Source organism: Ruegeria atlantica (genome assembly GCF_001458195.1).
GTDB lineage: Bacteria > Pseudomonadota > Alphaproteobacteria > Rhodobacterales > Rhodobacteraceae > Ruegeria > Ruegeria atlantica.
The window spans coordinates 530245-553711 of record NZ_CYPU01000039.1 but is presented as its reverse complement, the minus strand read 5'-3'; the positions used below and the strand labels follow the sequence as shown (position 1 = coordinate 553711).

The window sequence follows — 23467 nt, the reverse complement described above, 5'->3', positions numbered from 1 at the left end:
GTAAGTCAGATCAACAGATCATCCGAAATTTGCCAGTGCCGGGAATGTCTCTAACAGCCACCAGCTGAACTCCGTGAACAAACCAGTAATCAGCATTATGCCCACGAACAGCAACAAGCCCCCCATCACCCTTTCGATCGTGCCCATGTATGGCTTGATCCGATTCATCACCGACATCGACCGGTTCAGGAACATCGCGGCCAGAAGGAATGGAATACCGAGGCCCGCCGCATAGACGCCCAGCAACAGTGTTCCCCTTGCGACCGAGGCCTCAGACGCGGCCAGCGACAGAATTGCCCCCAGCTGTGGCCCAATGCAGGGTGTCCAGCCAAATGCAAAGGCCAGACCAAGGATATAAGCGCCAAACACTGATCCACCGGAATCACCGGTCTCAATCCGGGCCTCGCGGTCCAGAAACGGGATGCGGAAGACGTTCAGAAAATGCAAGCCAAAGACAATGACCACAGCGCCAGAGATCTTTGCGAATAACACCTGGTTCTGCAGGACAAACACCCCGAAGGCAGAAGCGGTGAAACCCAGCAACAAAAACACCGTAGACAGGCCCAGAACAAAGAACAGAGCGGCCAAGGTTGCCTTGCGGCGTGCTTTCGCCTCATCCTGCATCTCGTTGATCGTCACACCGCTCATGTAAGCCAGATACGGCGGAACGATAGGCAGAACGCAGGGCGACAGAAAGCTGATCAACCCGCCCAGCATCGCGATGAACATGGCAGGCAGCAAGCCCGCGTCGATGATATCTATTCCGAACATGTTTCAGCACATATGGTATGGGGCGGCCAACGTCACGGGGCCATTCGGTCACATCCTCGTGGTTGCACGCTGGACACCCTGCCAAAGTGGAAATATCTGAACCTTATGTCAAATCCATCCGAAACACTCGATGCGCTGGGTCTGTTGTGCCCTTTGCCCGTCCTGAGAGCGCGCAAACGTTTGAAATCCATGCCTGTCGGGGCCGTTCTGTGCGTGCTGGCAGATGATCCTGCCGCCATAATTGATGTCCCGCATTTCTGTGTTGAGAGCGGGCACCAATTGTTGTCGCAGGAAGACGCGGACGGCCATCAGATCTATTTGATCCAGAAATCTCACTAAGATCGGCCAAAAGAAAAAGGCGGGCACATGGCCCGCCTCTTCTTGTTACTGACCCAGTGACCACCAACCACGCCGCTTGGGTTTGGCCGGCTGCTCCGGTTCTTCGGCCACGACCTCCAGAACCGGCTCAGGGGCTTCTTCAACCATTACGTCCGCTGGTTCTTGCGGGTCTTCTGCGGCCACTTCGGCCACAGGTTCGGGTTGTTCGGCCTCTGCAGGTTCAACCTTTTCTTCAACGACGCTTTCCGCCTCGGGCGTGGGCAGTTCTGCCACCGCTTCGGCCTGTTCAACCTTCTCGGCGGTTTCGACAGGAGCTTCAACAGGTGCATCTGTCACACCAGTTTCCTCGGCCGGTGCTTCAGGGCTTGCGGCCTGAGCATCCTGGCTCACAACAGCTTCAGCAGCGACTTCTTCCTTAGCTTCAACAGGTTCCGCGTCCTTCTTCTTGCGGCGCGGTGCACGGTGGCGCTTGGGCTTGGCTGCTTTTTCCTCTTCGGCAGGCTCAGATGCTTCACCCTCGGGTTTTGCGTCATCTGCCGCTTCCGTTTTGGCTTCATCCGATTCCTCGGACGCCGCCGCGTCACCCTCTTCAGCGTTCACCTCAGGAGTTTCGTCAGATCCATTGCTCTTTTTCCGACGGCGGCGACGACGCTTGCGCTTGGGCTTGGCCTCCTCTTCGGCCTGAACGGTGGTTTCCTCATCGGCCGGCTCATCCTCGCTGGCGTCGACAAGATCCATCAGGGACGCATCCACGGAAACAACGGGCGCGCTGGCTTCGGGAACGATCCGGCTTGCCGTCTTGAATTTCTCCATCGAGAAATCCGGGCTGACCAGATGGACGTCGCCTTCAACACGTACAGACAGGCCATAACGGGCCTCAATCTGTGCGATATGCTCGCGTTTCTGGTTCATCAAGAAGTTTGCGATGCTGACAGGGCAACGAACAAGCACCTCGCGCGAACGACGGCGTGTACCCTCTTCCTCGATCTGCCGCAGGATCGACAGCGCCATGTTGTCGTCCGACCGGATCAGACCTGTTCCGTGGCAAGCCGGGCATGGCTGAGTCGTGGCTTCCAACATGCCGGGACGTAGACGCTGGCGGCTCATCTCCATAAGGCCAAAGCCTGAGATTCGGCCGACCTGAATACGCGCACGGTCTGTTTTCAGCCGTTCTTTCATACGCTTTTCGACGGCGAGATTGTTCTTGCGCTCGTCCATGTCGATAAAGTCGATGACGATCAGACCGGCCAGGTCGCGCAGACGCAGCTGTCGTGCCACCTCTTCCGCAGCCTCAAGGTTGGTCTTGAGCGCGGTTTCCTCGATCGAGCCCTCTTTGGTCGCCCGGCCCGAGTTCACATCAATCGCGACGAGCGCTTCGGTCACACCGATCACGATGTAACCACCCGATTTCAGCTGAACGGTCGGGTTGAACATGCCCGCCAGATAGCTTTCGACCTGATAGCGTGCGAACAGCGGCAGCGCATCCTCGTACCGTTTCACGTTCTTCGCGTGTGACGGCATGATCATCTTCATGAAGTCTTTGGCGATGCGATAACCGCCTTCACCTTCGACCAGAACCTCATCGATTTCGCGATTATAGAGATCACGGATCGACCGTTTGATCAGATCGCCTTCTTCATAGATTTTCGCCGGCGCAATGGATTTCAGCGTCAACTCGCGGATCTGCTCCCACATGCGTTGCAGGTATTCATAATCGCGCTTGATCTCAGATTTTGTCCGCTTGGCACCGGCTGTCCGGATAATCAGACCTGCACCGGTTGGAACGTCAATTTCCGCAGCAATTTCTTTGAGCTTTTTTCGGTCCGGCGCATTGGTGATTTTGCGGCTGATCCCGCCGCCACGAGCCGTGTTCGGCATCAAAACGCAGTATCGACCTGCCAGAGACAAGTAGGTGGTCAGAGCAGCGCCTTTGTTGCCACGTTCTTCCTTGACGACTTGCACCAGCAAGACCTGGCGGACCTTGATAACCTCTTGAATCTTATAGCGACGTGGCCGCGGCTTGCGAACCGGGCGAATGTCTTCGCTATCATCCTCGTCGGCGACGGATTCAATCGAATCGTCCTTCGCGGTGGCATCGGCTCGCGCTTCTTCTTCAGACTTGCCCTCGTTTTCTTCGGTCGCGTCCTCCGAAGCTTCAGGTGCATCTTGTGCCTCTGCTTCGTTAACTGCGTCATCGGACTTGTCGGCAGCTTCTTCATCTTTGGCTTCTGTCGCCTCGATAGCAGGCGCATCAGAGCTATACGCTGCCTCGCTACCGTCTTCCGACAACACACCTTCGGCTGCACCTTCAGCGTCTGATTCAGACGCCCCCGCATCATCACCAGGCTCTTCCACCGGTGTTTCAGCAACGCGATCTGCCGGGGATGTGCCCTCAAGGTCCGGGCCATCAGCGCCGTCTTCGCTTTCGTCCAGATCAATGGTTTCCATGCCGGTGGGTTCGTTCGATACTTCAATCGACTCAACCGCATCGTCAGACTTAACGTCCGCAGCCTTCGACCGCGACCGTGACCGGCGTTTCTTCGGCTTGGCCTCTTCGGCTTCGTCACGCGCTTTCATTGCCTCAGCATAGGCGCGCTCTTCTTCCATCAGAGCTTCGCGGTCAGCAACCGGTATCTGATAGTAATCCGGATGGATTTCCGAAAACGCCAGGAACCCATGCCGGTTCCCGCCATAATCCACAAAGGCCGCCTGCAGTGACGGTTCGACCCGGGTTACTTTTGCAAGATAGATGTTGCCAGCAAGCTGGCGTTTGTTTTCGGATTCAAAATCGAATTCCTCGACCTTATTTCCGTCAACCACCACGACGCGGGTTTCCTCCGCGTGGGTGGCATCGATAAGCATTTTCTTAGCCATGTGTCCTTGGTGCACCGCGCCAAACGCGTTGTCCTTACCCGTCCGGGGGGACAGGCGCTTTTGGGGTGGTGTCTTGTCAGGGCGATTTCGGACGGCGCGCGGCAGGGTCTGGCGCTGTGGCCCCCTGCCCGTATACTCAATCGTTGCGCGCGCGTCATCGCGGTTCTTCTCCGACAGGCGCAGATCTAACCGCCGCCTGCCCATTTATTCCTTTCGCCCGCTGATGCGGGCTCAGGCGTTCATCTGCCCCTATGGGGCATAATCGGTCTGCTTTGCCTTGCGGGATTGATCACCATCAACGGCAGAGCAGCGAAACTCAAAGATTCGGGACTTTTGGGCGCAAATTAGCCCTGCCCGTCCAGATACAATAAAAGCAGTCCTGTGGAAAACACAATGGGCAAACTGCGAGAAGAACAATACAAAGCCCCGGGATCACTTCATCTGGCCAGAATTATCCCGGGGGTAATTTGAGCCGCAGGCTCAAGAGGGGGCTGGCCCCCTCTCTTTCTCACAAATAGTCCGAGCGCTGCAGCCCGTATTTCGCCATTTTCTCGTTCAAGGTCCGGCGTGGCAGGCAAAGTTCGTCCATCACAGACGCAATCGATCCCTTGTGCCGCCGCATTGTATTGTCGATCAACATCCGTTCGAACGCCTCAACATACTCCTTAAGCGGTTTGCCTTCGGTCGTCATGACCGGCTGCATTTCTTCGTGATCGGACATCAACAGCGACGCAATCGTCCCCGATCCACGTCGCGATTGCAGAACTGCCCGTTCCGCGATGTTGATCAACTGCCGCACATTTCCCGGCCATGGCGCCTGTAACAGCTGTGCCGCTTCTTGGGCACTCACCTGCGGCGCTTCGCAGCCGTATTCTTCAGAAAACTGCTCGCTCAGTCGGGTGAACAGCGTCAGGATGTCCTCGCCACGCTGACGCAATGGCGGCATCGTGATCCGCAGTGCCGCAAGGCGATAGAACAAGTCCGGGCGCAGAACGTCTTCGCTGGTCTTTCCTGCTTCCTGAAGGTTGGAAATCGCAATGATCCGCGTTTCAGCCGGGGTGCCCTGATCATTCATCACGCTCAACAGGCGGGCCTGCAGAGTATCGCTCAGTGCTTCCACGTCTTCCAGCACAAGTGTTCCGCCCCGCGCCTCTTCGATCGCGGGCAACTGCGCATCTTCCGGCATCATCGGGCCAAACAGGCGTTTCGAAAGCGTATCCTCCTCAAGCGCGGCACAGGACACCAGTACAAATTTCTTACCAGCACGGCTGCCGACCGCGTGCAGCGCATGGGCCACAAGTGTCTTGCCAGTGCCAGTCTCACCATCGATCAGTACATGGCCATCGGCCTGGCCCAGATCGAGGATATCTTCGCGCAGACGCTCCATGACCGGGCTGGCCCCGATCAGTTTGTTCATGATCTGGGTACCGCCTGAAAGCTCGCGCCGCAGGGCACGGTTGTCCAAAGTCAGTCGGCGCGCGTTGCTGGCGCGTTTGGCCAGTTCCGACATGCGATCAGGGTTAAAAGGCTTTTCAAGGAAATCAAACGCCCCTACGCGCATCGCTTCAACTGCCATTGGCACATCGCCATGACCAGTGATCATGATGACCGGCAACGTGCTGTCAGCCCCCATCAGCTTTTTCAGGAGCTGAATGCCGTCCATGCCCGGCATTTTGATATCCGAGATCACGATACCCGGATATTCCGGTCCCAACACCTTCAGTGCGTCCTCGGCACTGGCGAAGGTTTCCGTGTCATATCCCGACAGTGCCAGCCATTGGCTGATCGACTGGCGCATGTCCTGTTCGTCATCCACGATGGCGATCTTCATGGCCTGTGCCATAGTTATTCCTCGTTATTCCGCGGCCTCAAGGCCGTCGCTTCCCAGTATCGGCAACTGCATCTCGAACACGGCCCCGCCTTGCGGGCTGTTTCGTGCTGTCAGCCGTCCACCATGGTCGTTTACGATCCCGGATGAGATGGCAAGCCCCAGACCGACCCCGTCGCCGGGCTGTTTCGTAGTATAGAACGGTTCGAACAAGTTTTCGATGTTCTCGATTCCATAGCCGTTGTCGCGCACCGTCAACACCGCCGTATCGCCCGCTGCCAGTATGATTTCGACATCCGGTTCGGATACTGATTTGGTGGCGTCCAGAGCATTGCGCAAGAGGTTCACCATCACCTGCTCGATCCGCATCCGGTCCCCCATCACAGACACCGGTTCGTCGGGCAGAATCTGGGTGATCTTGACGTGGCGCTGGCGCAGTTGCGGCTCCATCATGGAGAGGGACGCTGCCAACGCTTCACTAAGATTTACTGGGGAAAACGTATCCGCACCCTTCCGCGCATAGGATTTGAGCTGAAGGGTAATCGCCCCCATCCTCTCGATCAAACCATCGATCCGACCAAAGCTTGCCAGCGCCTCTTCCGGCCGGTTCCGACGCAGCAAAAGACGTGCGCCAGCCAGGTAGGTCTTCATTGCAGCCAGAGGTTGATTTAGCTCGTGGCTCACGGCCGCCGACATCTCGCCCAAAGCGGCCAGTTTCGAGCTTTGCGCCAACGTCTGTTCAGCAACTTCCAGTGTTTTTTCAACCCGTTCCCGCTCAGCAATTTCCCGCTTTAGCCTTGAGTTCAATGCGCGAAGCTCTGCCGACTCGCGCTGGAACAACGCCATGCGGAACGTGGCACGACGGCTAAGCGCGTAGAAGGCCAAGGCCAGAAGAATCGCAAAACCCATGATCTCAAGCGCGATAACACTGTTCACTTTTTCCCGAATCGACTCGTAGGTGGTGAACGAGGTCATTTTCCAACCGCGAAACGGGATGCGCGTTTCCATCCGCATCACTGCCTCGCCCTGCAGGTAGGCGTCTGGCGGCAAGGCGGTCCAGTCGGTCGTGGCACGAATTGCACGCTGGATAGCACCTTGCGCCGGCTGGCGTAGCAATGCGGCGTTTTCTTCAAGCCCGCGCCATTGCGGTTCAGTCGACAGAATGATCGTCCCGGTGCTGTCCGTCACCATCACAGCGTCGGAAATACCTGCCCAGGCGCGCTCGAATTTCTGCAGGTCAACTTCGACCACGATAACGCCAAGAACCTCGGAATTCGCCTCCATTCGTCTTGAATAGACAAAGCTGTAGCCGCCCGAATCTTTTTCAATCACCGTGAAGATTGTCGAATTCGCCCGCACCGCATCAATGAAATAAGGGGAACTCCGGTGTGGCTCTCCCAAACGCGCGCGATCAGTGGCCGCAACAGTACGTCCATCACCGTCCAGCAACATCAGCGAGGCCGCACCGATCTCTTCAACAAACGAGATCAAACGCTGGGTGGACAGCGAATAGTCACTGGACTGCAGCGCGGAAATCAACGTTGGGTCGCGCGCTAAAAGCTGCGGAACAATTGCGTTTCGGCGCAGTTCGCTTAGCAAGTTGCCTGAATACAGCGCCAGTCGCAGTTCGGCCCGGTTTCGCGTGGATTCGGTAAAGCGGTCCGTCAGAAGCCGGTTGGTCACGTAAACCGTAGTGACCGTTGCGATCAAAAGAAAGATAACCGCCAAGCGCAGCCGCCAACCCAATGGCGCACCACGAAACGGTTTTGTCAGAAAGGACCAGCCAGAGCGAACTTCGGAACTCATCCCGGAAAGTTACGCGGGCTGGATCGTAAGCTCAAGTCACGCCGGAGCAAGAACGCCAGACAATGCGCGGAACAATGCCGTTCCGTCTGTTCCGCCATGGCCGTCGTCTGCCGCACGTTCAGGGTGTGGCATCATTCCCAGCACCCGGCGGTTTTCAGACAGGATACCGGCAATATTCCCGACCGAGCCGTTCGGATTCTCGGTATAGGTGAACGCGACCCGATCCTGATTCTGCAGTTTGGCCAGTGTGGCGTCATCCGCAAAATAGTTACCATCATGGTGCGCGATCGGAATACCGATCACATCGCCCGCATTGTAACCTTCGGTGAACGCGCTGTCGCTGGTTTCCACCTTCAGGCCAACCGTGCGGCAGATGTATTTTAGACCAGCATTTCGCAGCAAAGCACCCGGCAGGATGCCGGTTTCTGTCAGGATCTGAAACCCATTGCAGACACCAATGGCATAACCGCCACGTTTAGTATGATCGACCACGGCCTTGCAGATCGGCGACTGTGCGGCGATGGCACCGCAGCGCAGGTAGTCGCCGTAGGAAAAGCCACCAGGAACACCGACGATATCCACATCTTCGGGCAACGCGGCGTCCTTGTGCCAGACCATATCGACCTCAAAACCTGCCTGTTCGAAAGCGACGGCAAGATCCCGGTCACAGTTGGACCCTGGGAATACGATGACAGCTGCGCGCATGGTGGGGCCTCCGGGGATAAGGTTCAGACCAGTTCGACTTCGTAGCGTTCGATGACCGTGTTGGCCAACAGCTTTTCGCACATCTCGGTGATGTCCGCCTCGGTCGCGCCTTCGGCCAGCTCAAGGTCGATCACCTTGCCCTGCCGCACACCTTCGACCTGATCAAAGCCCATGGCACCCAATGCGAGACGCACCGCCTCACCCTGCGGGTCGAGGACCCCGTTCTTGAGCATCACATGCACACGTGCTTTCATTCTCGCAACTCCAGCTGAGGACCGATGTTGTCGGCCCGTTCCGTTGCGCGGGGGATAACGTGCCAGAAGGCGTTCGACAACCCTTCTTAAAGTGGGCAGATGACCGCACTTACACCCACTACCCGCCACCTCGGGAATTCAGGCCGGGATAGTGCGCGTCGATTGCATTGAACGTGCCTGTCAAAACCATCTCGATTGCGACCGCCACAAGTATGAGAGCCATGACCCGGGTGATGACATTAATCATCGTCATACCCAATAGGCGCGAGATCGGATCGGCGAACAACAAGCCAAGGCTAACGATCAAACAGGCGATCACGATTGCCGTTCCAAGGGTTACCACTTCGGCACCATCGCTAAGCGTATGAGAGTAAACGATTGTTATCGCAATAGTGCCAGGCCCGATAGTCAACGGAATAGCAAGCGGTACAACGGCGATGTTTTCTTTTTTCCTATGCCCATCCTCTACAGCTTGCTGATCCCCTTGCGGCCTGTCCGACGCGTTCAGCATCGACATACCAATTCCGAAGATGATTAGCCCCCCGGCAATACGGAACGAAGGTATGTCGATCCCGAACACAGCCAGGATCTCTTCTCCGATCACAACCGCTATCAGACCGACTATAATCACCGTCCCTGTCACGATAAACGCTACCCGCCGACGTTCGGGGGCCGAATATCCTTTTGTCATGCTAAGAAAAATCGGGATTCCGTAGAGCGGGTTGAAAATAGCCAGAAGGGCCGCAAGGAATTTTAGAAAAACCGCCTGATCAAACAATTCGGCCATGTATAGCGCCACCCTCGTTTTCGAATTTGCCCGACAATGCCGGACAACCGGTAACCCTGTCAAACCGCCAGATACAAAGAAAAAAGCACCGCTTTGGGTAAAGCGATGCTTTTAACAATATGCGGTTCGCCGGTGTGATCAGTTGATCAGCGTAGGCTTAGCGACGTTACTTTTCGGCAAAACGCCCAGCCGGCGTGCGACTTCGGAATAGGCGTCCGTCAGACTGCCCAGATCGCGGCGGAATACGTCTTTGTCCAGTTTTTGACCGGTTTCGATATCCCACAGACGGCAACTGTCGGGGCTGATTTCATCGGCCACGATCAAACGCTGGAAATCCCCGTCATAAACACGGCCAATCTCGATCTTGAAATCGACCAGACGAATGCCGACAGCCAGCATCATGCCGCTCATAAAGTCATTGACGCGCAGCGCGAGGCTCAGGATATCGTCCATGTCCTGTTGGCTGGCCCAGCCAAAGGCAGCGATGTGTTCCTCTGTAACCAGCGGATCACCCAACGCGTCGTCTTTATAGCAATATTCGACAATCGGGCGCGGTAGTTGCGTCCCTTCGGCAATGCCCAAACGTTTTGACATTGTTCCCGCGGCATAGTTGCGAACGATAATTTCAAGCGGAACAATCTCGCAATTGCGCACCAATTGCTCGCGCATGTTCAGGCGACGGATGAAATGGGTCGGAACGCCAATCTGGTTGAGGCCGGTCATGAAGAACTCGCTCAGGCGGTTGTTCAGCACGCCCTTACCGTCAATGACATCTTTCTTCTCCGCATTGAACGCGGTGGCATCATCCTTGAAATACTGCACAATGGTGCCGGGTTCCGGGCCTTCATACAGAATTTTGGCCTTACCTTCGTAAATCTTTTTGCGACGCGCCATGAGCGACCTTTCCAGTCCGGGGCGAGGGAATGAGTCCCTCCGCGTTGGCGCCCTGATAGTCCAAGCCCCCCTTTCCCGCAAGTTCAGCGGACCGAGAGGCTTTGACGCAGCGCAATTCCCTTGCACAGGCGCTCAGCTATAGTCATATCATCAAGTAAGAAGATGTAAGCTATGAGGTCCGCAACCAATGACCACTTTTGACGAACGCGAAAACGCTTTTGAAGCAAAATTCGCTCATGACGAAGAAATGCAGTTCAAAGCACAGGCGCGCTGCAACAGATTGCTGGGCCTCTGGGCCGCAGAAAAGATGGGCAAGTCCGGCGAGGACGCCGAAGCCTATGCCAAAACCGTAGTAATCGCCGATTTCGAAGAGGCCGGGCACGAAGATGTCGTGCGCAAGGTTTCCGGTGATTTGGGCGCGCTGTCGTCCGATGAGGAAATCCGCGCAAAAATGGCCGAGCTTTTACCCCAAGCCAAAGCGCAGGTCCTGAGCGAAACCGAATAAAAATCACTCGGCTCATGATCTTCATGAGTTTTATGAATTTGATTTGATGCCCCGGTCATGAGACACGGGGCGTCTATATTTTTAACGGCCCTATTCGGCTATTTGGGAATACCCCCATGACAAATGCGCTCAATAAACTTCTGGAAACAAATGATGCTTTGCTGGCCGATGGCGCCACGGGCACGAACTTGTTCAATATGGGCCTGCAATCAGGTGACGCGCCCGAGCTGTGGAATGTCGAAGCACCGGATAAAATCCGCGCTTTGTACCAAGGTTCGGTTGACGCCGGCAGCGACTTGTTTCTGACCAACACCTTCGGCGGCACATCCGCGCGCCTGAAATTGCACGACGCCCAGAACCGGGTTGGTGAGTTGAACCGGATCGGTGCCGAACTGGGCCGTGAAGTTGCGGACAAATCCGGGCGCACCGTTGTTGTCGCAGGCTCTGTTGGTCCGACCGGTGAGATCATGGAACCTATTGGCAGCCTGTCCCATGCCGGCGCTGTTGAGATGTTTCACGAGCAAGCCGAAGCGCTGAAAGAAGGTGGCGCGGACGTTCTATGGGTTGAAACCATCAGCGCACCAGAGGAATTCAAAGCAGCGGCGGAAGCTTTTGCGCTGGCCGACATGCCCTGGTGTGGCACCATGAGCTTTGATACTGCCGGACGCACCATGATGGGCGTAACCTCCGCAGATCTGGCTCAATTGGTCGAAACCCTGCCCAATCCGCCGATTGCATTCGGTGCCAACTGCGGCACGGGCGCGTCGGACATCCTGCGCACGGTTCTTGGATTTGCGGCTCAGGGAACCGAACGTCCGGTGATTTCCAAAGGCAACGCGGGTATCCCGAAATATGTCGATGGCCATATCCACTATGACGGCACGCCTGAATTGATGGGGCAGTACGCCGCGATGGCACGGGATGCGGGTGCCACGATCATCGGCGGGTGCTGTGGCACCATGCCAGATCACCTGCGCAAAATGCGCGAGGCACTGGATACAACCAGCCGCGGCACGCGCCCGACGCTGGATCAGATCACGGATGCTTTAGGCCCGTTCTCATCAGCTTCGGACGGTACCGGAGACGATGCGGCAGTGCCTGAACGGCGCAATCGCCGCCGCCGCCGCGCTTAAATCTTTCAGCGCCCCTCGAATTTCGGGGGGCGTTTTTCCATGAAGGCAACTACCCCTTCGGCAAAGTCGCGCGAACGGCCACAGTCGCCCTGCAAATGCGCCTCCATCTCCAGTTGCTGCGGCAGAGTGTTGTCGTAAGTTCCGCGGATTGCCTGTTTGATCGCGCCAAACGCGGTGGTCGGTCCGTTTGCCAGATAGGCAGCTCGCTTGCGCCAATGCGAGTCGAAATCGTCGTCAGCCACCGCTTCCCAGATCATTCCCCATTCGTCCGCCTGTCTGGCACAGACCTTGTCGGCAAACAGCGCAGCGCCCATGGCCTTGGCGAACCCCATCTGGCGTGGCAGGAACCACGTGCCGCCCGCATCCGGCATCAAGCCGATACGGGAAAACGCCTGCAGGAAGTACGCGCTTTCAGTCGCAATCACCACATCGGCGCTGAGCGCAATGTTCGCCCCGGCCCCGGCAGCTGGTCCGTTGACGGCTGCGATGGTTGGGACCGGACAGTTGTAGATGGATTCCAGCATGGGATCGTATTCGTCGCGCAGTGTGCGTTCCAGATCAATCCGGCCAGTGCTGGAAGAATCGCCCAGGTCCTGACCCGAGCAGAATGCGCCCCCTGCCCCTGTCAGCACGATTGCCCGCGCATGCCGGGCCGCATGCGTCATCGCATGGGTGACCTCGGCCCGCATCTGTGCGGTCAGCGCGTTCATCTTGTCGGGCCGGTTCAGGGTTACCACTGCCAGATTGTCAGTGATTTCCAGCAGTATAGCCTCATAGTCCATGTAGTCCTCTCCCCATGCTCACGGCATTAGGGAACCCTGACTCAATTCAAGACGAAGGGAAAGAAATACGGTGGGTCAGTCGTCAAGAATCTGGCGCAGTCGTTCTTTCTCAGCTTCGCTGAGGCCGTCCTTGACTTCAGTGCCCACCGCCTGAGATCGGTTGCGTAAAAAACTCCAGCCTATCACGGCGGCGATCAACAGCATGATCGGACCGGCCAGCCAAAGCATCAGGTTCGCCCCCGTAACCGTAGGCTTTAACAGAACGTATTCACCGTAACGATCCACGATAAAATCGACCGCTTCCTCATCCGTATCGCCCGCGACCAGCCGTTCGCGCAGCAGCAGGCGCAGGTCGCGAGCAAGTTCGGCATTGCTTTCGTCGATGCTTTCGTTGCGGCAGACAAGGCAGCGCAGGCCGGTGCTCAGGTCACGCGCGCGTTGCTCCAGGACCGGGTCCTCCAGTACCTCGTCTGGCTGCACCGCAAACAAGGGCGATGCGATCAGGGCGAAAATCAGGATCAGACGCTTCATTCTGCCGGTACTCCGCTCGAGGGTGCTTTGCGCGCACCCGCTGCCACCCGGAACCTGCGGTCAGTCAAGCTCAGAAGCCCGCCCAATGCCATCAGGATACATCCGCCCCAGATCCAGTTGGCCAGAGGTTTGATGTAAGTCCGCATGACCCAACCACCATCGGCTTGCTGGTCCCCTATCACGACATACAGGTCGCCCCAAAAGCGATAGTCGATCGCCGCCTCGGTAGTAGGCATCCGGGCAACGGGGTAATTGCGTTTCTCGGGATGCAGCGTGCCCATAGACCGACCGCTCTTTTCAACCTGAACATCCGCAGTGGTTGAAAAATAGTTCGGCCCTTGCACGTCGCGGACATTTTCAAGCGTCAGTGTGAACTGCCCAACTTCAAACGGCTGACCGGGCTGCGCAACGCGGATATCTTCAACCTCCCACGCGGTCAGACCGGCAATGGCAAAGATGGTCACGCCAAGCCCGGTATGAGCCACCGCTTTACCCCAGTCAGCGCCCGGCAAGCGGAACAGACGTTGGATACTGCCCTTGCGACCGGTGCGGCTCCACAAGTCCACAGCCGCACCTAAAGTGATCCAGGCCCCAAGAAACAGTCCGATTGGCCCAAGGGCGCTGCGCCCGGTCTGCATAACCCAGACCAACAGGGCTAACGCGACCGACAAGATGAACACATAGCGCAGGGAATAGGCCGTCTTGCCCAATTTGCCCCGTTTCCATGGCAACATGGACCCTATCGGCAAAGCAATTCCCAAGGCCACCATGAAGGGCGTGAAGGCCGCGTTGAAGAATGGCGCCCCGACCGAGAGCTTACGGTCAAACGCCATCTCGGCCACCATCGGCCACATCGTTCCGAAGAATACCACGAAACAGCTGACTGCCAGCAGGATGTTATTTAGAATCAACGCGCTTTCGCGGCTGACAACGCTGAACACACCCTTTGCCTCCATCGCTTGTGCGCGGGCCGCGAACAGGGTCAGTGCGCCACCGATGAAGAGCACCAGAATGATCAAGATAAAGACGCCGCGTTCCGGGTCATTTGCAAAGGCATGCACAGAAGTCAGCAAGCCCGACCGCACGATGAATGTCCCGATCAGCGAAAAGCCAAATGCGATGATGGCCAACAGGATGGTCCAGCTTTTCAACGCTTCGCGTTTTTCAACTACGATGGCGGAATGCAACAGGGCAGCGGCCAAAAGCCATGGCATGAACGAGGCGTTTTCCACCGGGTCCCAGAACCAGAAACCACCCCAACCCAGCTCGTAATAGGCCCACCATGATCCCAGAGCGATGCCAATGGTCAGGAATATCCACGCGGCCAAGGTCCACGGACGCACCCAGCGGCCCCATGCGGCATCAACGCGCCCTTCAATCAGGGCCGCCACAGCAAAACTGAATGCCATGCTCAGCCCCACATAACCCAGATACAGGAACGGCGGATGGAAGGCCAAGCCGGGGTCCTGCAACAACGGGTTCAGGTCTCGACCATCAAACGGGGCGACGATTAGCCGATCAAAAGGGTTCGAGGTGAACAGGATGAACGCAAAAAACGCCACCGCAATCATCGATTGAACCGACAAAACCCGCGCTTTCAATGTCGGTGGCAAGCCACCCCCAAAAAAAGCAGCCATCGCTCCGAACAATGACACGATAAGAACCCACAACAGCATCGAGCCCTCGTGGTTTCCCCATGTCCCGCTGATCTTGTACAGCATCGGCTTGGCCGAATGGCTGTTCTCGACGACCACACGCAGGGAAAAGTCCGAAGTCACGAACGCCCAGACCAAGGCTCCGAACGAGAAAGAAACCAGCAAGAACTGGACGATTGCGGCAGGTTCCGCGACCCCCATCCAGCCGACCCAGCGTTTGGCTGCGCCGATCAAAGGAACGATCGACTGCACGATTGCGACGAGGAAAGCGAGGATCAGGGCGAAATGGCCAAGTTCTGTAATCATGCCCCGGATATAATCCTGTTGCGTGACAAGCACCAATCACTTTCGCCCCCTTGCCGCGAACATAGTGTCGCGGGTCAGCCGGTCCTTTTACGCCGCCATGTCTCTAACGCTGGGTTTTCGTCGGATTTTATTGTGTCTGCTGTCAGTGCCGCGTCCGGGTCGGCATTGGCCACACCCACGCTGTCGCTACGCATCGCCGCCAGCGCCTTTATGTTCCCAAGTACCTGCGGAGTGCGCATCATTGTGGCCGAAATCTCGCGTTGCAATCCTTGCACTTTAGCCTGATGACGCGCGCCAAAATAGAAGGATACGATCACCCCCAGTAACCACCACAACGGCTCGGGTACCAAGGCGATCCCCTGCATACGCGCCGAAAACCAGATCGGATCGACCATGGCCGCCACGAAAAGACCAAGCGTTCCCAGTGCCATCGCGGGCCTCGGCAGGCGGTTAAGACCGTCGATAGCCCGATCAAACGGAGCTTTTCCAGCGCCATGGAATTCTGCCCCGAACTGACTGACGGCCTGCTGTCGAACCTGCAAACCCCTCTCGGCGTTGCTTTCGGCATTTTCCCGAAAGACTTCGACGGTTTCACGTATGATGTTGCGCTCGTTTCCAAACAGAAAACCCAAAATGCCCGAGATCAATCCCATCGTGAAACCCTCTTTTGAAACTCTGCATCCGTTAGGTGGTAGGGCGGCGAAACGAACTCTTCAGCCCGCCGGATCCAGCCCCCTTTACTGCCCACCCTGCTACGCGCGTATTTTCGGAACGCGAGCCTTCGGTCCGCGAGACGGAAGTAATAGTTGCGGCGCGCGACCCCATAGGCATCTGCGAACTTTACCGGGTCGGACTTGGCCGCGCTTTGGCTTGCCCGAGCTGTCTGTGGCCCGACAACACCGTCAACGACTACGCCGAATCCCATTTCGCGCAACAATCGCTGCAGAATCCGGACTGCCTGCGCACCGGCATTGACGTACATGTCAAAAACCGAGGGTTGGACCACCTGGGGCAACAGTCTCAGGCGCGGAAGCTCAAAATAATGCCGGACGAAAATGCCGATGGCTTGTGCTTTGCTGAGCCTTCGCACATCCGTTCGGTCCACCACTCCATCACCGGACAAATCCAGACCCAGACGCCGCATGGTATGAACGCTCACACCATAGTTTGTTGCGCCGCCCGGATCATCCGGGTCATCTACGAACCCACCCTCTCGCCCCACGATCTCAGTCGCAATTTGCCGAACCGTCTGCATCGCACCCTCCGCCTGTGATTGCGCAAAGGCTCGGGCAAATTCGTTAACACGTGGCAATTAAAAAGGGCGCTGAGTGTCATGTGCACGCAACGCCCTTGTTTTCAAACTAGAATTCGGCCCTGGATCAGCCTCCGTCGACCTCCTTATAGACCCCCTGTTCCTTCAAGGCATCTACGACCTCTTTCGGCATATAGGTTTCATCATGTTTGGCAAGAATTTCAGTGGCTTCGAAAACGCCATTTACGTAAGATCCGGTGCCGATCATTCCCTGATTTTCTGTGAACAGGTCCGGCAGAACGCCGGTAAAGGCTACGGGAACACTATCGCCGCCATCGGTCACGACGAAGCGTACCGTCTTGCCCTGCCCCCGCACGATCGAGCCTTCTTCGACCAGCCCGCCAATCCGAAATACTTCGGTCGGTTGCGGTGGTTCGGCAATCACCTGACTAGGTGAACGGAAGAAGTTAATACCATCCCGCATGGCATACCCAATCAACGCCGTCGACAGCGCCAAAGCGACAACTGCCAGCACAATAACCTGAATTCGACGACGTTTCTTGAGCGTTTTCATACCGTCCTCACGGGAATAGAGGGGCCATCATCAGACCCCGGGTTTCATCCTCACTTAACATCAGGTTAGCGTTCTGCAAGGCTTGCCCGCTGCTACCTTTTGTCAGGTTATCCAACGCGCCAATCACAATGGCCCGGCGTTCGATCCGGTCAGCCACCACTCCGATATGGCAGAAGTTCGAACCCCGCACATGATGGGTCGAGGGGGCTTCACCAAAAGGCAACATCTGGATAAAAGGTTCGTTTTCATAAGCCTTGGCCAATGTCTCATACACGCTGGCCGGATCGCCTTTTACATAGGTTGTCGCAAGAATTCCCCGGTTAGCCGGTATCAGGTGCGGGGTGAACTGAACGTGCACCGTGCGGCCTGCAAGCTCCGAGAACTCCTGATCAAACTCGCCCAGATGCCTATGCGTTCCGCCGATCGCATAAGCGTTGTAGCCTTCGCTTAGCTCGGCATGCAGCAAGTTCTCCTTGAGCGACCGCCCTGCCCCGGACACCGCGCATTTCAGATCCAAAACGATATCATCCAGATCAATGACACCTGCAGAAATCAAAGGGCGCAGCACATACTGCCCAGTCGCGGCATTGCATCCCGTTCCGGCCACAAGCCGGGCATTGCGGATCTGATCCCGGTAGAACTCGGTCAGGCCATAGATGGCCTCTTCCTGTTGCTCCAAGGCCGTATGAGGGTTCCCGTACCATTTTTCATATTCGTCCGGATCACGCAGCCGGAAATCAGCGGACAGGTCCACGATTTTCAGGGTCTTGGGCAGGTCGCGAATGACCTCCTGGCTGGTTTTATGCGGCAAGGCACAGAAACAAAGGTCGACCTGCGAAAAATCGATCTCGGAGATCTTGCACAGATCCGGTAGATCCATGTGTCTCAAATGCGGAAAGACCTGCGCCATCGACTGGCCTGCCTTACGTTCGGCGGACAGCGCAACGATATCCATATTCGGGTGCTCGGCGATCAGCCTTACCAGTTCAGCGCCGGTATAACCAGATGCGCCCAAAATTGCGATTTTATGGGTCATGTCAGACCTCTTGGTTCAGTGTGTCACAGGATGCGACCGCCGATGTGACGGTCGTTGAACTACGGGATCAAACAGGTTACGTCCTTGACCTAAGTCAGGCGGCCTGAAAGGAGATTTGTCGTCGGAGGAATTGCGTTGCCCTGTCGCTGACGAACTCGGGCTTGCCGGTGGTCAAAAATCCACCCTCGCCGTTTCCTTGCATTTTCGGATGCCGTTGCAGGTAGTCCGCAAGGCTTTCGGCCACCAGATCACCCTGACTGTACACTTGAACATCTTGGCCAAGCGCTTTCTGAAATGTATCGGCCATCAGCGGGTAATGGGTGCAGCCAAGAATCGCGGCTTGCGGTTCCGGCATCTTGCGTCTTAGCGCGTCCACATGGGACCGAACCAGCGCTTCTGCCAGGATCATGTCGCCGTCTTCAATCGCGTCTACGACACCTCCACAGGCCTGCGCTTCAACATCCACGCCGATAGCTCGAAATGCCAGTTCCCGCTGAAAGGCCCGACTGGACACTGTGGCAGGCGTTGCAAACAGGGCCACGTGCTTGACCGCAACCTCGCGCGGAGGACTGTTGTCGCCCCACTGCCGTTCCGTCAGCGCTTCGATCAGCGGAACAAACACGCCAAGCACGCGCTTTCCTTCGGGCACCCCCTCTTCCTGCATCCGGCGTAACGCCGCAGCACTAGCAGTATTGCAGGCGAGAATCACAAGATCACAGCCCCGGTTCCACAGATCGTTTACCGCCCTGCGTGTCAGGTCGTAAATGTTTTCAGCGTCCCGCACGCCGTAGGGCGCGTGTTCGCTGTCCGCGAAATACAGAAAATCCACGTCCGGCAGACGTTTCTGCGCGGCGTTCAGGACGGTCAGGCCGCCCAACCCGGAATCAAAGATGCCTACTGCCATTTGCCCCTTCAGGCGCGATGCCGTTCCTCAAATTCATAGCCATAGTCATAAGACTTCAGCGGCTTCGGGGACAGCTCATACGTGGCTTTGCGCAAGAAATCCATCATCTTGCGTTTGTCAGTGGATAACGGGTCCAAAACGTCGCGAGAAATCGGCTCTCCGATGACCACTTTAACCGGCGTATCGACGCGTTTCTTGAACTCTTTGATCAGCAATCCCATACGCAAAGTGTTGTGCAGACGGCTGGCAATCTGGAACAGACGCGAGGTGTGACCCTCAAAGAAAACGGGCACTACGGTAGCCTCAGATTTGGCCACCATTCTTGCAGTAAACCCACGCCACCCCGGATCCATCGGATGGGAGAACGGCTTTAGACCCGTGCTGACCGTTCCACCCGGAAAAATTCCTATTGCACCGCCATTACCAAGATAGTTCAGCGCGGTTTTGCGCGTTTCAATATTCTGCTTCATCGCCTCTTTCGTTTCTTCAAACGATATGGGCAAGACAATGTTGTCCAAGTCTTCAGCCTTGCGAAACACATGGTTTGCCAGAATGCGAAAATCGCCGCGCGTTTCGGACAAAATGTGACCCATCATCATTCCGTCCAAAATGCCATACGGGTGGTTGGCAATCAGGATCAGCGGCCCGGTTCGGGGGATGTTCGACAACGACCCGCCGACCACATCCAGCGAAAGCCCGTACCTCTCAACCATGACCGACCAGAAATCATGCCCGTCGGCCACCTCTTTTTCATACCCATCTGCACGCTTGATCAGGCGCATGCGGCCCGTTGTGTTCTCCATCAACTTAATGACCATACGCCCGCCTTTGGTTTCGGCGGAATAGGCATAAGAGATGTCACGAACAACATGGCGGCGCGAGGGCATTTCGAACTCCGATACTTGGCACCTGCTAGATAGTGCCAAGTAACAATTTTGCCTAGCTATCGTGACAGGCTTGTGACGGATTATTCAGCGGCGGCTTGCATTTCAGGACCGCCATTTCGAATGGTCGCCAACAGTTCTTCGCGCCTTTTTGCGGCCTTAGCCTCGTTTTCAAGTAGAACCGGGCCAAAGCCCTTAATCTCAAGCGGCAGCTTGGCCAAAGCGACAACCGCATCGTGAGTTTGTGGTGTAACCAAGGGCGTTATTTCTTTGAGATCGTGTTCATATTGCCGGATCAAGGCGCGCTCCATCCGTCGCTCGGTGCTGTAGCCAAAGATGTCCAGAGGAGTACCACGCAGGCCTTTCAACCTGGAAAGCAGCTTCAACGGACCCAACATCCACTCTCCGAATGCCCGCTTGCGTGGCCGACCCTCTGCGTCCTTGCCACCCAAAATCGGTGGCGCAAGGTGCAGGGTCATTTTGAAGTCGCCGTCAAACTCGGCCGCAGCCTGTTCGCGACTACGCAGCAGCAGACGCGCAACTTCGTATTCGTCCTTGTAGGACAACAGCTTATGATACCCTCTTGCGACGGCCTCTTTGACGGTCTCATCCTCGAAGATATCGACAAGCTTACGATAACGTTTTGCCAGACGGGCGCCTTGGTAGTCGGTCAAGTGCTGCGCACGGAAATCAATCAGCTGTTCTAAAGTTTTTGGCAGCTCAGTCACCTGAGGGCTCAAAATCGCGGTGACGTCCTGCGGATGCAGAACGGCCCAACGGCCGATATCAAAGGCGCGTTTGTTGCGATCAACAGCGGTCCCATTCAACACGATCGCCTGTAACATCGCTTCATGGCTGATCGGTAGCAAACCACGTTGCCACGCGGCACCCAGGACCATCATGTTAGAGTAAATTGAGTCGCCCATCACCGCGCGCGCCAGATCGGTGGCGTCGAACAGCGACAGGCCCTCTTTCAGCCGCGCTTGCAGCGCAAGCTCTAGTCGATCGCCGGGAATTTGGAAGTTAATGTCGCGAGTAAAGTCGCCCGTGACGGTTTCATGGCTGTTAACCACGGCACCGGTTTGCCCCGTGCGGGTCAGACCCAGGGTTTTGGCCCCAGCGGACACAACAAGGTCGCCTCCGATCAGTGCATGCGCCTCGCCTGTGGCGACGCGAATGGCGCTGATATCCTCGGGTCGGTTGGCCAGACGGCAGTGGATGTGTACCGCGCCACCCTTTTGGGCCAGACCCGCCATCTCCATCATCCCGGCGCCCTTGCCGTCGATCTGAGCCGCTTGCGCCATCACAGCGCCCAGAGTGACCACTCCGGTCCCGCCAATACCGGTAATGACCACGTTATGCGTACCGTTGATCGTCGGCAGAACGGGCATCGGCAAGTCCGGCAAATCGATCTCGGTCGTAGCTTCTTTGCGGATCTTGGCCCCCTCCACCGTCACGAAAGACGGGCAAAACCCCTTCAGGCAAGAGAAATCCTTGTTGCAGCTGGACTGGTCAATAGCGCGCTTGCGCCCCAACTCGGTCTCTTTTGGAACGATCGAGACACAGTTCGACTGAACCCCGCAATCGCCGCATCCTTCGCAAATGTCCGAGTTGATGAACACGCGCTTGTCCGGGTCCGGGAATGTACCCCGTTTGCGACGACGACGCTTTTCTGCCGCACAGGTCTGAACGTAGACGATGACCGAAACGCCTTCGATCTCGCGGAATTTCTTCTGCACGTTCATCAGTTCGGCGCGCTCAAAGGTTTCCACGCCGGACGGCATCGCCCTGAAGTTCACGTCTTCTTTTTCATCGTAAACCACGGCCACATGCTGAACGCCCATTGCCTTGACCTCGGCCACGATCCGCTCTGCGCTTAGGTCTCCTTCGTTATCCTGCCCGCCCGTCATGGCGACGGCATCATTGAACAGGATTTTGAAGGTGATGTTGGTTCCAGCCGACAGAGCCGCTCGGATCGATTGAACGCCCGAGTGGTTGTATGTTCCGTCGCCCAGGTTCTGAAACACGTGATCGGTCGTCGAGAAAGGCGCTTCGCCGATCCAGTTCGCACCCTCTCCGCCCATCTGGGTGAACCCGGTGGTTTCCCGATCCATCCACTGCACCATGTAGTGACAGCCGATCCCCGCATAGGCCCGGCTGCCGTCGGGCAGTTTGGTCGAACTGTTATGTGGGCAGCCTGAACAGAAATACGGCAAACGCGTTGCAATCTCTTCTGCATTATCCGCCCGGCGCGCCTCGGAAAGCTTGGCCATACCGGCGCGCACCCCGTCTGTATCGCGCCCTTCCTCGATCAGGATATCGCCCAGTTTTTCGGCGATCATGATCGGGTCCAGTGCGCCACGTGTCGGGAACAGCTCTTCCCGATGCAAGGTCCCGGCCCCGCCCTTGTACCAGCCGTAGACGCGACGCCCGCGGCGGTCGTCAAAGATGGCCTCTTTGACCTGAACCTCGATCAGCTTTCGTTTTTCTTCAACGATTACAATTAGGTCCAAACCCTCGGCCCAGTCATGGAAGCCTGCCATATCCAGCGGGAATGTCTGACCAATCTTGTAAGTCGTAATGCCCAAGCGCTCGGCCTCGGCCTCATCGATTTTCAGCAGTGACATGGCGTGCGTCAGGTCCAGCCAGTTCTTGCCGGCCGCAACAAACCCGATTTTCGCGCCCGGCTTGCCCCAGACACGCTTGTCCATCTTGTTCGCACGCGAGAACGTCTCGGCCGCAAACCGCTTATAGTCGATGACCCGTGCTTCCTGAAGGTGCGGTGTGTCACCCAACCGAATGTTCAAACCGCCTTCAGGCATGTCGAATTCGGGAACCACCACATTCATGCGATCCGGGCTGCCATCCACGACCGAAGTAACCTCGATCGTGTCTTTCATCGTCTTCAGGCCGACCCAGACGCCTGCAAACCGGCTGAGTGCGAACCCGTAGATACCATAGTCCAAGATTTCCTGCACACCAGCGGGGCTGACCACAGGCATGTACATGTCGACCAAAGACCATTCAGATTGATGCAACACGGTCGAGCTTTCGCCGGTATGGTCATCGCCCATCGCCATCAGAACGCCGCCATGTTTGGCGGTTCCGGCCATGTTCGCGTGACGCATCACGTCGCCGGATCGGTCCACGCCCGGCCCCTTGCCGTACCAAAGACCAAAAACGCCGTCGAACTTGCCGTCGCCGCGGAGGCCGGCCTGCTGACTGCCCCACAATGCCGTGGCCGCCAGATCTTCGTTCAGCCCGAACTGAAAGGTCACATCGCTTTCAGCCAGATGTTTCTGGGCTCGTATCATCTGTTGATCTACAGCCCCAAGGGGCGAGCCGCGGTATCCGGTCACAAGACCTGCGGTATTCAGACCCGCCTCACTGTCCCGTGCCTTCTGCATCAACATAAGACGCACCAGCGCCTGTGTGCCGTTCAAAAGAACGGGGTTTTTCTCAAGATCGAACCGGTCGTTTAGCGATATTTGTGGCTGACTCATCAGACGCCTCCCCTCGTCAGATCAGTGTGCTTCATTCATACGCATTTTAGGTCAAAAAAGCTGACCTGTATAGGACCTATCAGTCTGTTATTGTAACGTTTCAACAGTTTGAATGTAGAACTTGTTACCTATTTCATATAGGGC

Annotated in this window: 21 protein-coding genes; 3 read left to right on the top strand and 18 right to left on the bottom strand. The window is 56.8% G+C overall.

From position 1 onward, the window contains the following. Nucleotides 1-18: 18 nt before the first annotated feature. A complete protein-coding gene (locus RUA4292_RS12585) occupies nt 19-771 on the bottom strand; it encodes a cytochrome c biogenesis CcdA family protein (protein WP_058277869.1) in 753 nt (250 codons plus the stop codon). A gap of 105 nt (nt 772-876) precedes the next feature. On the opposite strand from RUA4292_RS12585, the gene RUA4292_RS12580 reads away from it, so the two are divergent. Beyond that, nucleotides 877-1110, top strand: a complete 234-nt coding sequence (locus RUA4292_RS12580; protein ID WP_058278189.1) for a sulfurtransferase TusA family protein — start codon at nt 877-879, stop codon at nt 1108-1110. 45 nt (nt 1111-1155) lie between these two features. Here the strand turns inward: RUA4292_RS12580 and RUA4292_RS12575 are convergent, their stop codons facing one another. From RUA4292_RS12575 to purC, 7 genes are all read right to left on the bottom strand, one after another. Next, entirely contained in the window at nt 1156-3984 is a 2829-nt protein-coding gene (locus RUA4292_RS12575) for an Rne/Rng family ribonuclease (protein ID WP_058278188.1), read from the bottom strand. 508 nt (nt 3985-4492) lie between these two features. Beyond that, nucleotides 4493-5827, bottom strand: coding sequence for a sigma-54-dependent transcriptional regulator (locus tag RUA4292_RS12570; RefSeq protein ID WP_058277868.1), 1335 nt, complete (start codon nt 5825-5827; stop codon nt 4493-4495). Between the two features lie 12 nt (nt 5828-5839). Continuing rightward, nucleotides 5840-7618 carry a sensor histidine kinase gene (locus RUA4292_RS12565; protein ID WP_058277867.1) on the bottom strand — a complete coding sequence of 593 codons (1779 nt, stop codon included), beginning with the start codon at nt 7616-7618 and terminating at the stop codon, nt 5840-5842. Nucleotides 7619-7654: 36 nt separating this feature from the next. Then, complete coding sequence (gene purQ, locus RUA4292_RS12560; RefSeq protein WP_058277866.1) at nt 7655-8323, bottom strand: phosphoribosylformylglycinamidine synthase subunit PurQ; 669 nt, start codon at nt 8321-8323, stop codon at nt 7655-7657. 23 nt (nt 8324-8346) lie between these two features. Further along, the gene (gene purS / locus RUA4292_RS12555) at nt 8347-8577 is read right to left on the bottom strand and encodes a phosphoribosylformylglycinamidine synthase subunit PurS (RefSeq protein WP_058277865.1); all 231 of its coding nucleotides are present in this window, start codon (nt 8575-8577) and stop codon (nt 8347-8349) included. 118 nt (nt 8578-8695) lie between these two features. Continuing rightward, a complete protein-coding gene (locus RUA4292_RS12550) occupies nt 8696-9364 on the bottom strand; it encodes a MarC family protein (protein ID WP_058277864.1) in 669 nt (222 codons plus the stop codon). Nucleotides 9365-9502: 138 nt separating this feature from the next. Further along, nucleotides 9503-10258, bottom strand: coding sequence for a phosphoribosylaminoimidazolesuccinocarboxamide synthase (purC, locus tag RUA4292_RS12545; protein ID WP_058271542.1), 756 nt, complete (start codon nt 10256-10258; stop codon nt 9503-9505). 187 nt (nt 10259-10445) lie between these two features. On the opposite strand from purC, the gene RUA4292_RS12540 reads away from it, so the two are divergent. Both RUA4292_RS12540 and bmt read left to right on the top strand, forming a co-directional pair. After that, entirely contained in the window at nt 10446-10763 is a 318-nt protein-coding gene (locus tag RUA4292_RS12540; RefSeq protein ID WP_058277863.1) for a DUF1476 domain-containing protein, read from the top strand. A gap of 116 nt (nt 10764-10879) precedes the next feature. Then, the gene (bmt, locus tag RUA4292_RS12535) at nt 10880-11896 is read left to right on the top strand and encodes a betaine--homocysteine S-methyltransferase (protein WP_058271540.1); all 1017 of its coding nucleotides are present in this window, start codon (nt 10880-10882) and stop codon (nt 11894-11896) included. Between the two features lie 5 nt (nt 11897-11901). Here bmt and RUA4292_RS12530 read toward each other — a convergent pair whose 3' ends face one another. From RUA4292_RS12530 to RUA4292_RS12485, 10 genes are all read right to left on the bottom strand, one after another. Then, nucleotides 11902-12678, bottom strand: a complete 777-nt coding sequence (locus RUA4292_RS12530) for an enoyl-CoA hydratase-related protein (protein ID WP_058277862.1) — start codon at nt 12676-12678, stop codon at nt 11902-11904. A gap of 75 nt (nt 12679-12753) precedes the next feature. Then, a complete protein-coding gene (locus tag RUA4292_RS12525) occupies nt 12754-13209 on the bottom strand; it encodes a cytochrome c-type biogenesis protein (RefSeq protein ID WP_058271538.1) in 456 nt (151 codons plus the stop codon). After that, on the bottom strand, nt 13206-15170 hold the full coding sequence (locus RUA4292_RS12520) for a heme lyase CcmF/NrfE family subunit (RefSeq protein WP_058277861.1): 1965 nt from the start codon (nt 15168-15170) through the stop codon (nt 13206-13208). Before RUA4292_RS12520 ends, RUA4292_RS12525 begins: the two co-directional genes overlap by 4 nt. Nucleotides 15171-15244: 74 nt before the next feature. Next, nucleotides 15245-15823, bottom strand: a complete 579-nt coding sequence (locus tag RUA4292_RS12515; protein ID WP_058277860.1) for a holin family protein — start codon at nt 15821-15823, stop codon at nt 15245-15247. Continuing rightward, nucleotides 15814-16425, bottom strand: coding sequence for a holin-associated N-acetylmuramidase (locus RUA4292_RS12510; protein ID WP_058277859.1), 612 nt, complete (start codon nt 16423-16425; stop codon nt 15814-15816). The genes RUA4292_RS12515 and RUA4292_RS12510 overlap by 10 nt, the downstream gene beginning before the upstream one ends. 124 nt (nt 16426-16549) lie before the next feature. Next, nucleotides 16550-16996, bottom strand: coding sequence for a cytochrome c maturation protein CcmE (gene ccmE, locus RUA4292_RS12505; protein ID WP_058277858.1), 447 nt, complete (start codon nt 16994-16996; stop codon nt 16550-16552). A gap of 7 nt (nt 16997-17003) precedes the next feature. Next, on the bottom strand, nt 17004-18032 hold the full coding sequence (gene argC / locus RUA4292_RS12500; RefSeq protein ID WP_058277857.1) for an N-acetyl-gamma-glutamyl-phosphate reductase: 1029 nt from the start codon (nt 18030-18032) through the stop codon (nt 17004-17006). A 94-nt stretch (nt 18033-18126) separates the two neighbouring features. Further along, nucleotides 18127-18936, bottom strand: coding sequence for a glutamate racemase (locus RUA4292_RS12495; protein WP_058277856.1), 810 nt, complete (start codon nt 18934-18936; stop codon nt 18127-18129). An 8-nt stretch (nt 18937-18944) separates the two neighbouring features. Then, nucleotides 18945-19823 (bottom strand): lysophospholipid acyltransferase family protein, encoded by an 879-nt coding sequence (locus RUA4292_RS12490; RefSeq protein WP_058277855.1) that lies wholly within the window; start codon nt 19821-19823, stop codon nt 18945-18947. Between the two features lie 80 nt (nt 19824-19903). Continuing rightward, a complete protein-coding gene (locus RUA4292_RS12485; RefSeq protein WP_058277854.1) occupies nt 19904-23323 on the bottom strand; it encodes an indolepyruvate ferredoxin oxidoreductase family protein in 3420 nt (1139 codons plus the stop codon). Nucleotides 23324-23467 lie beyond the last annotated feature (144 nt).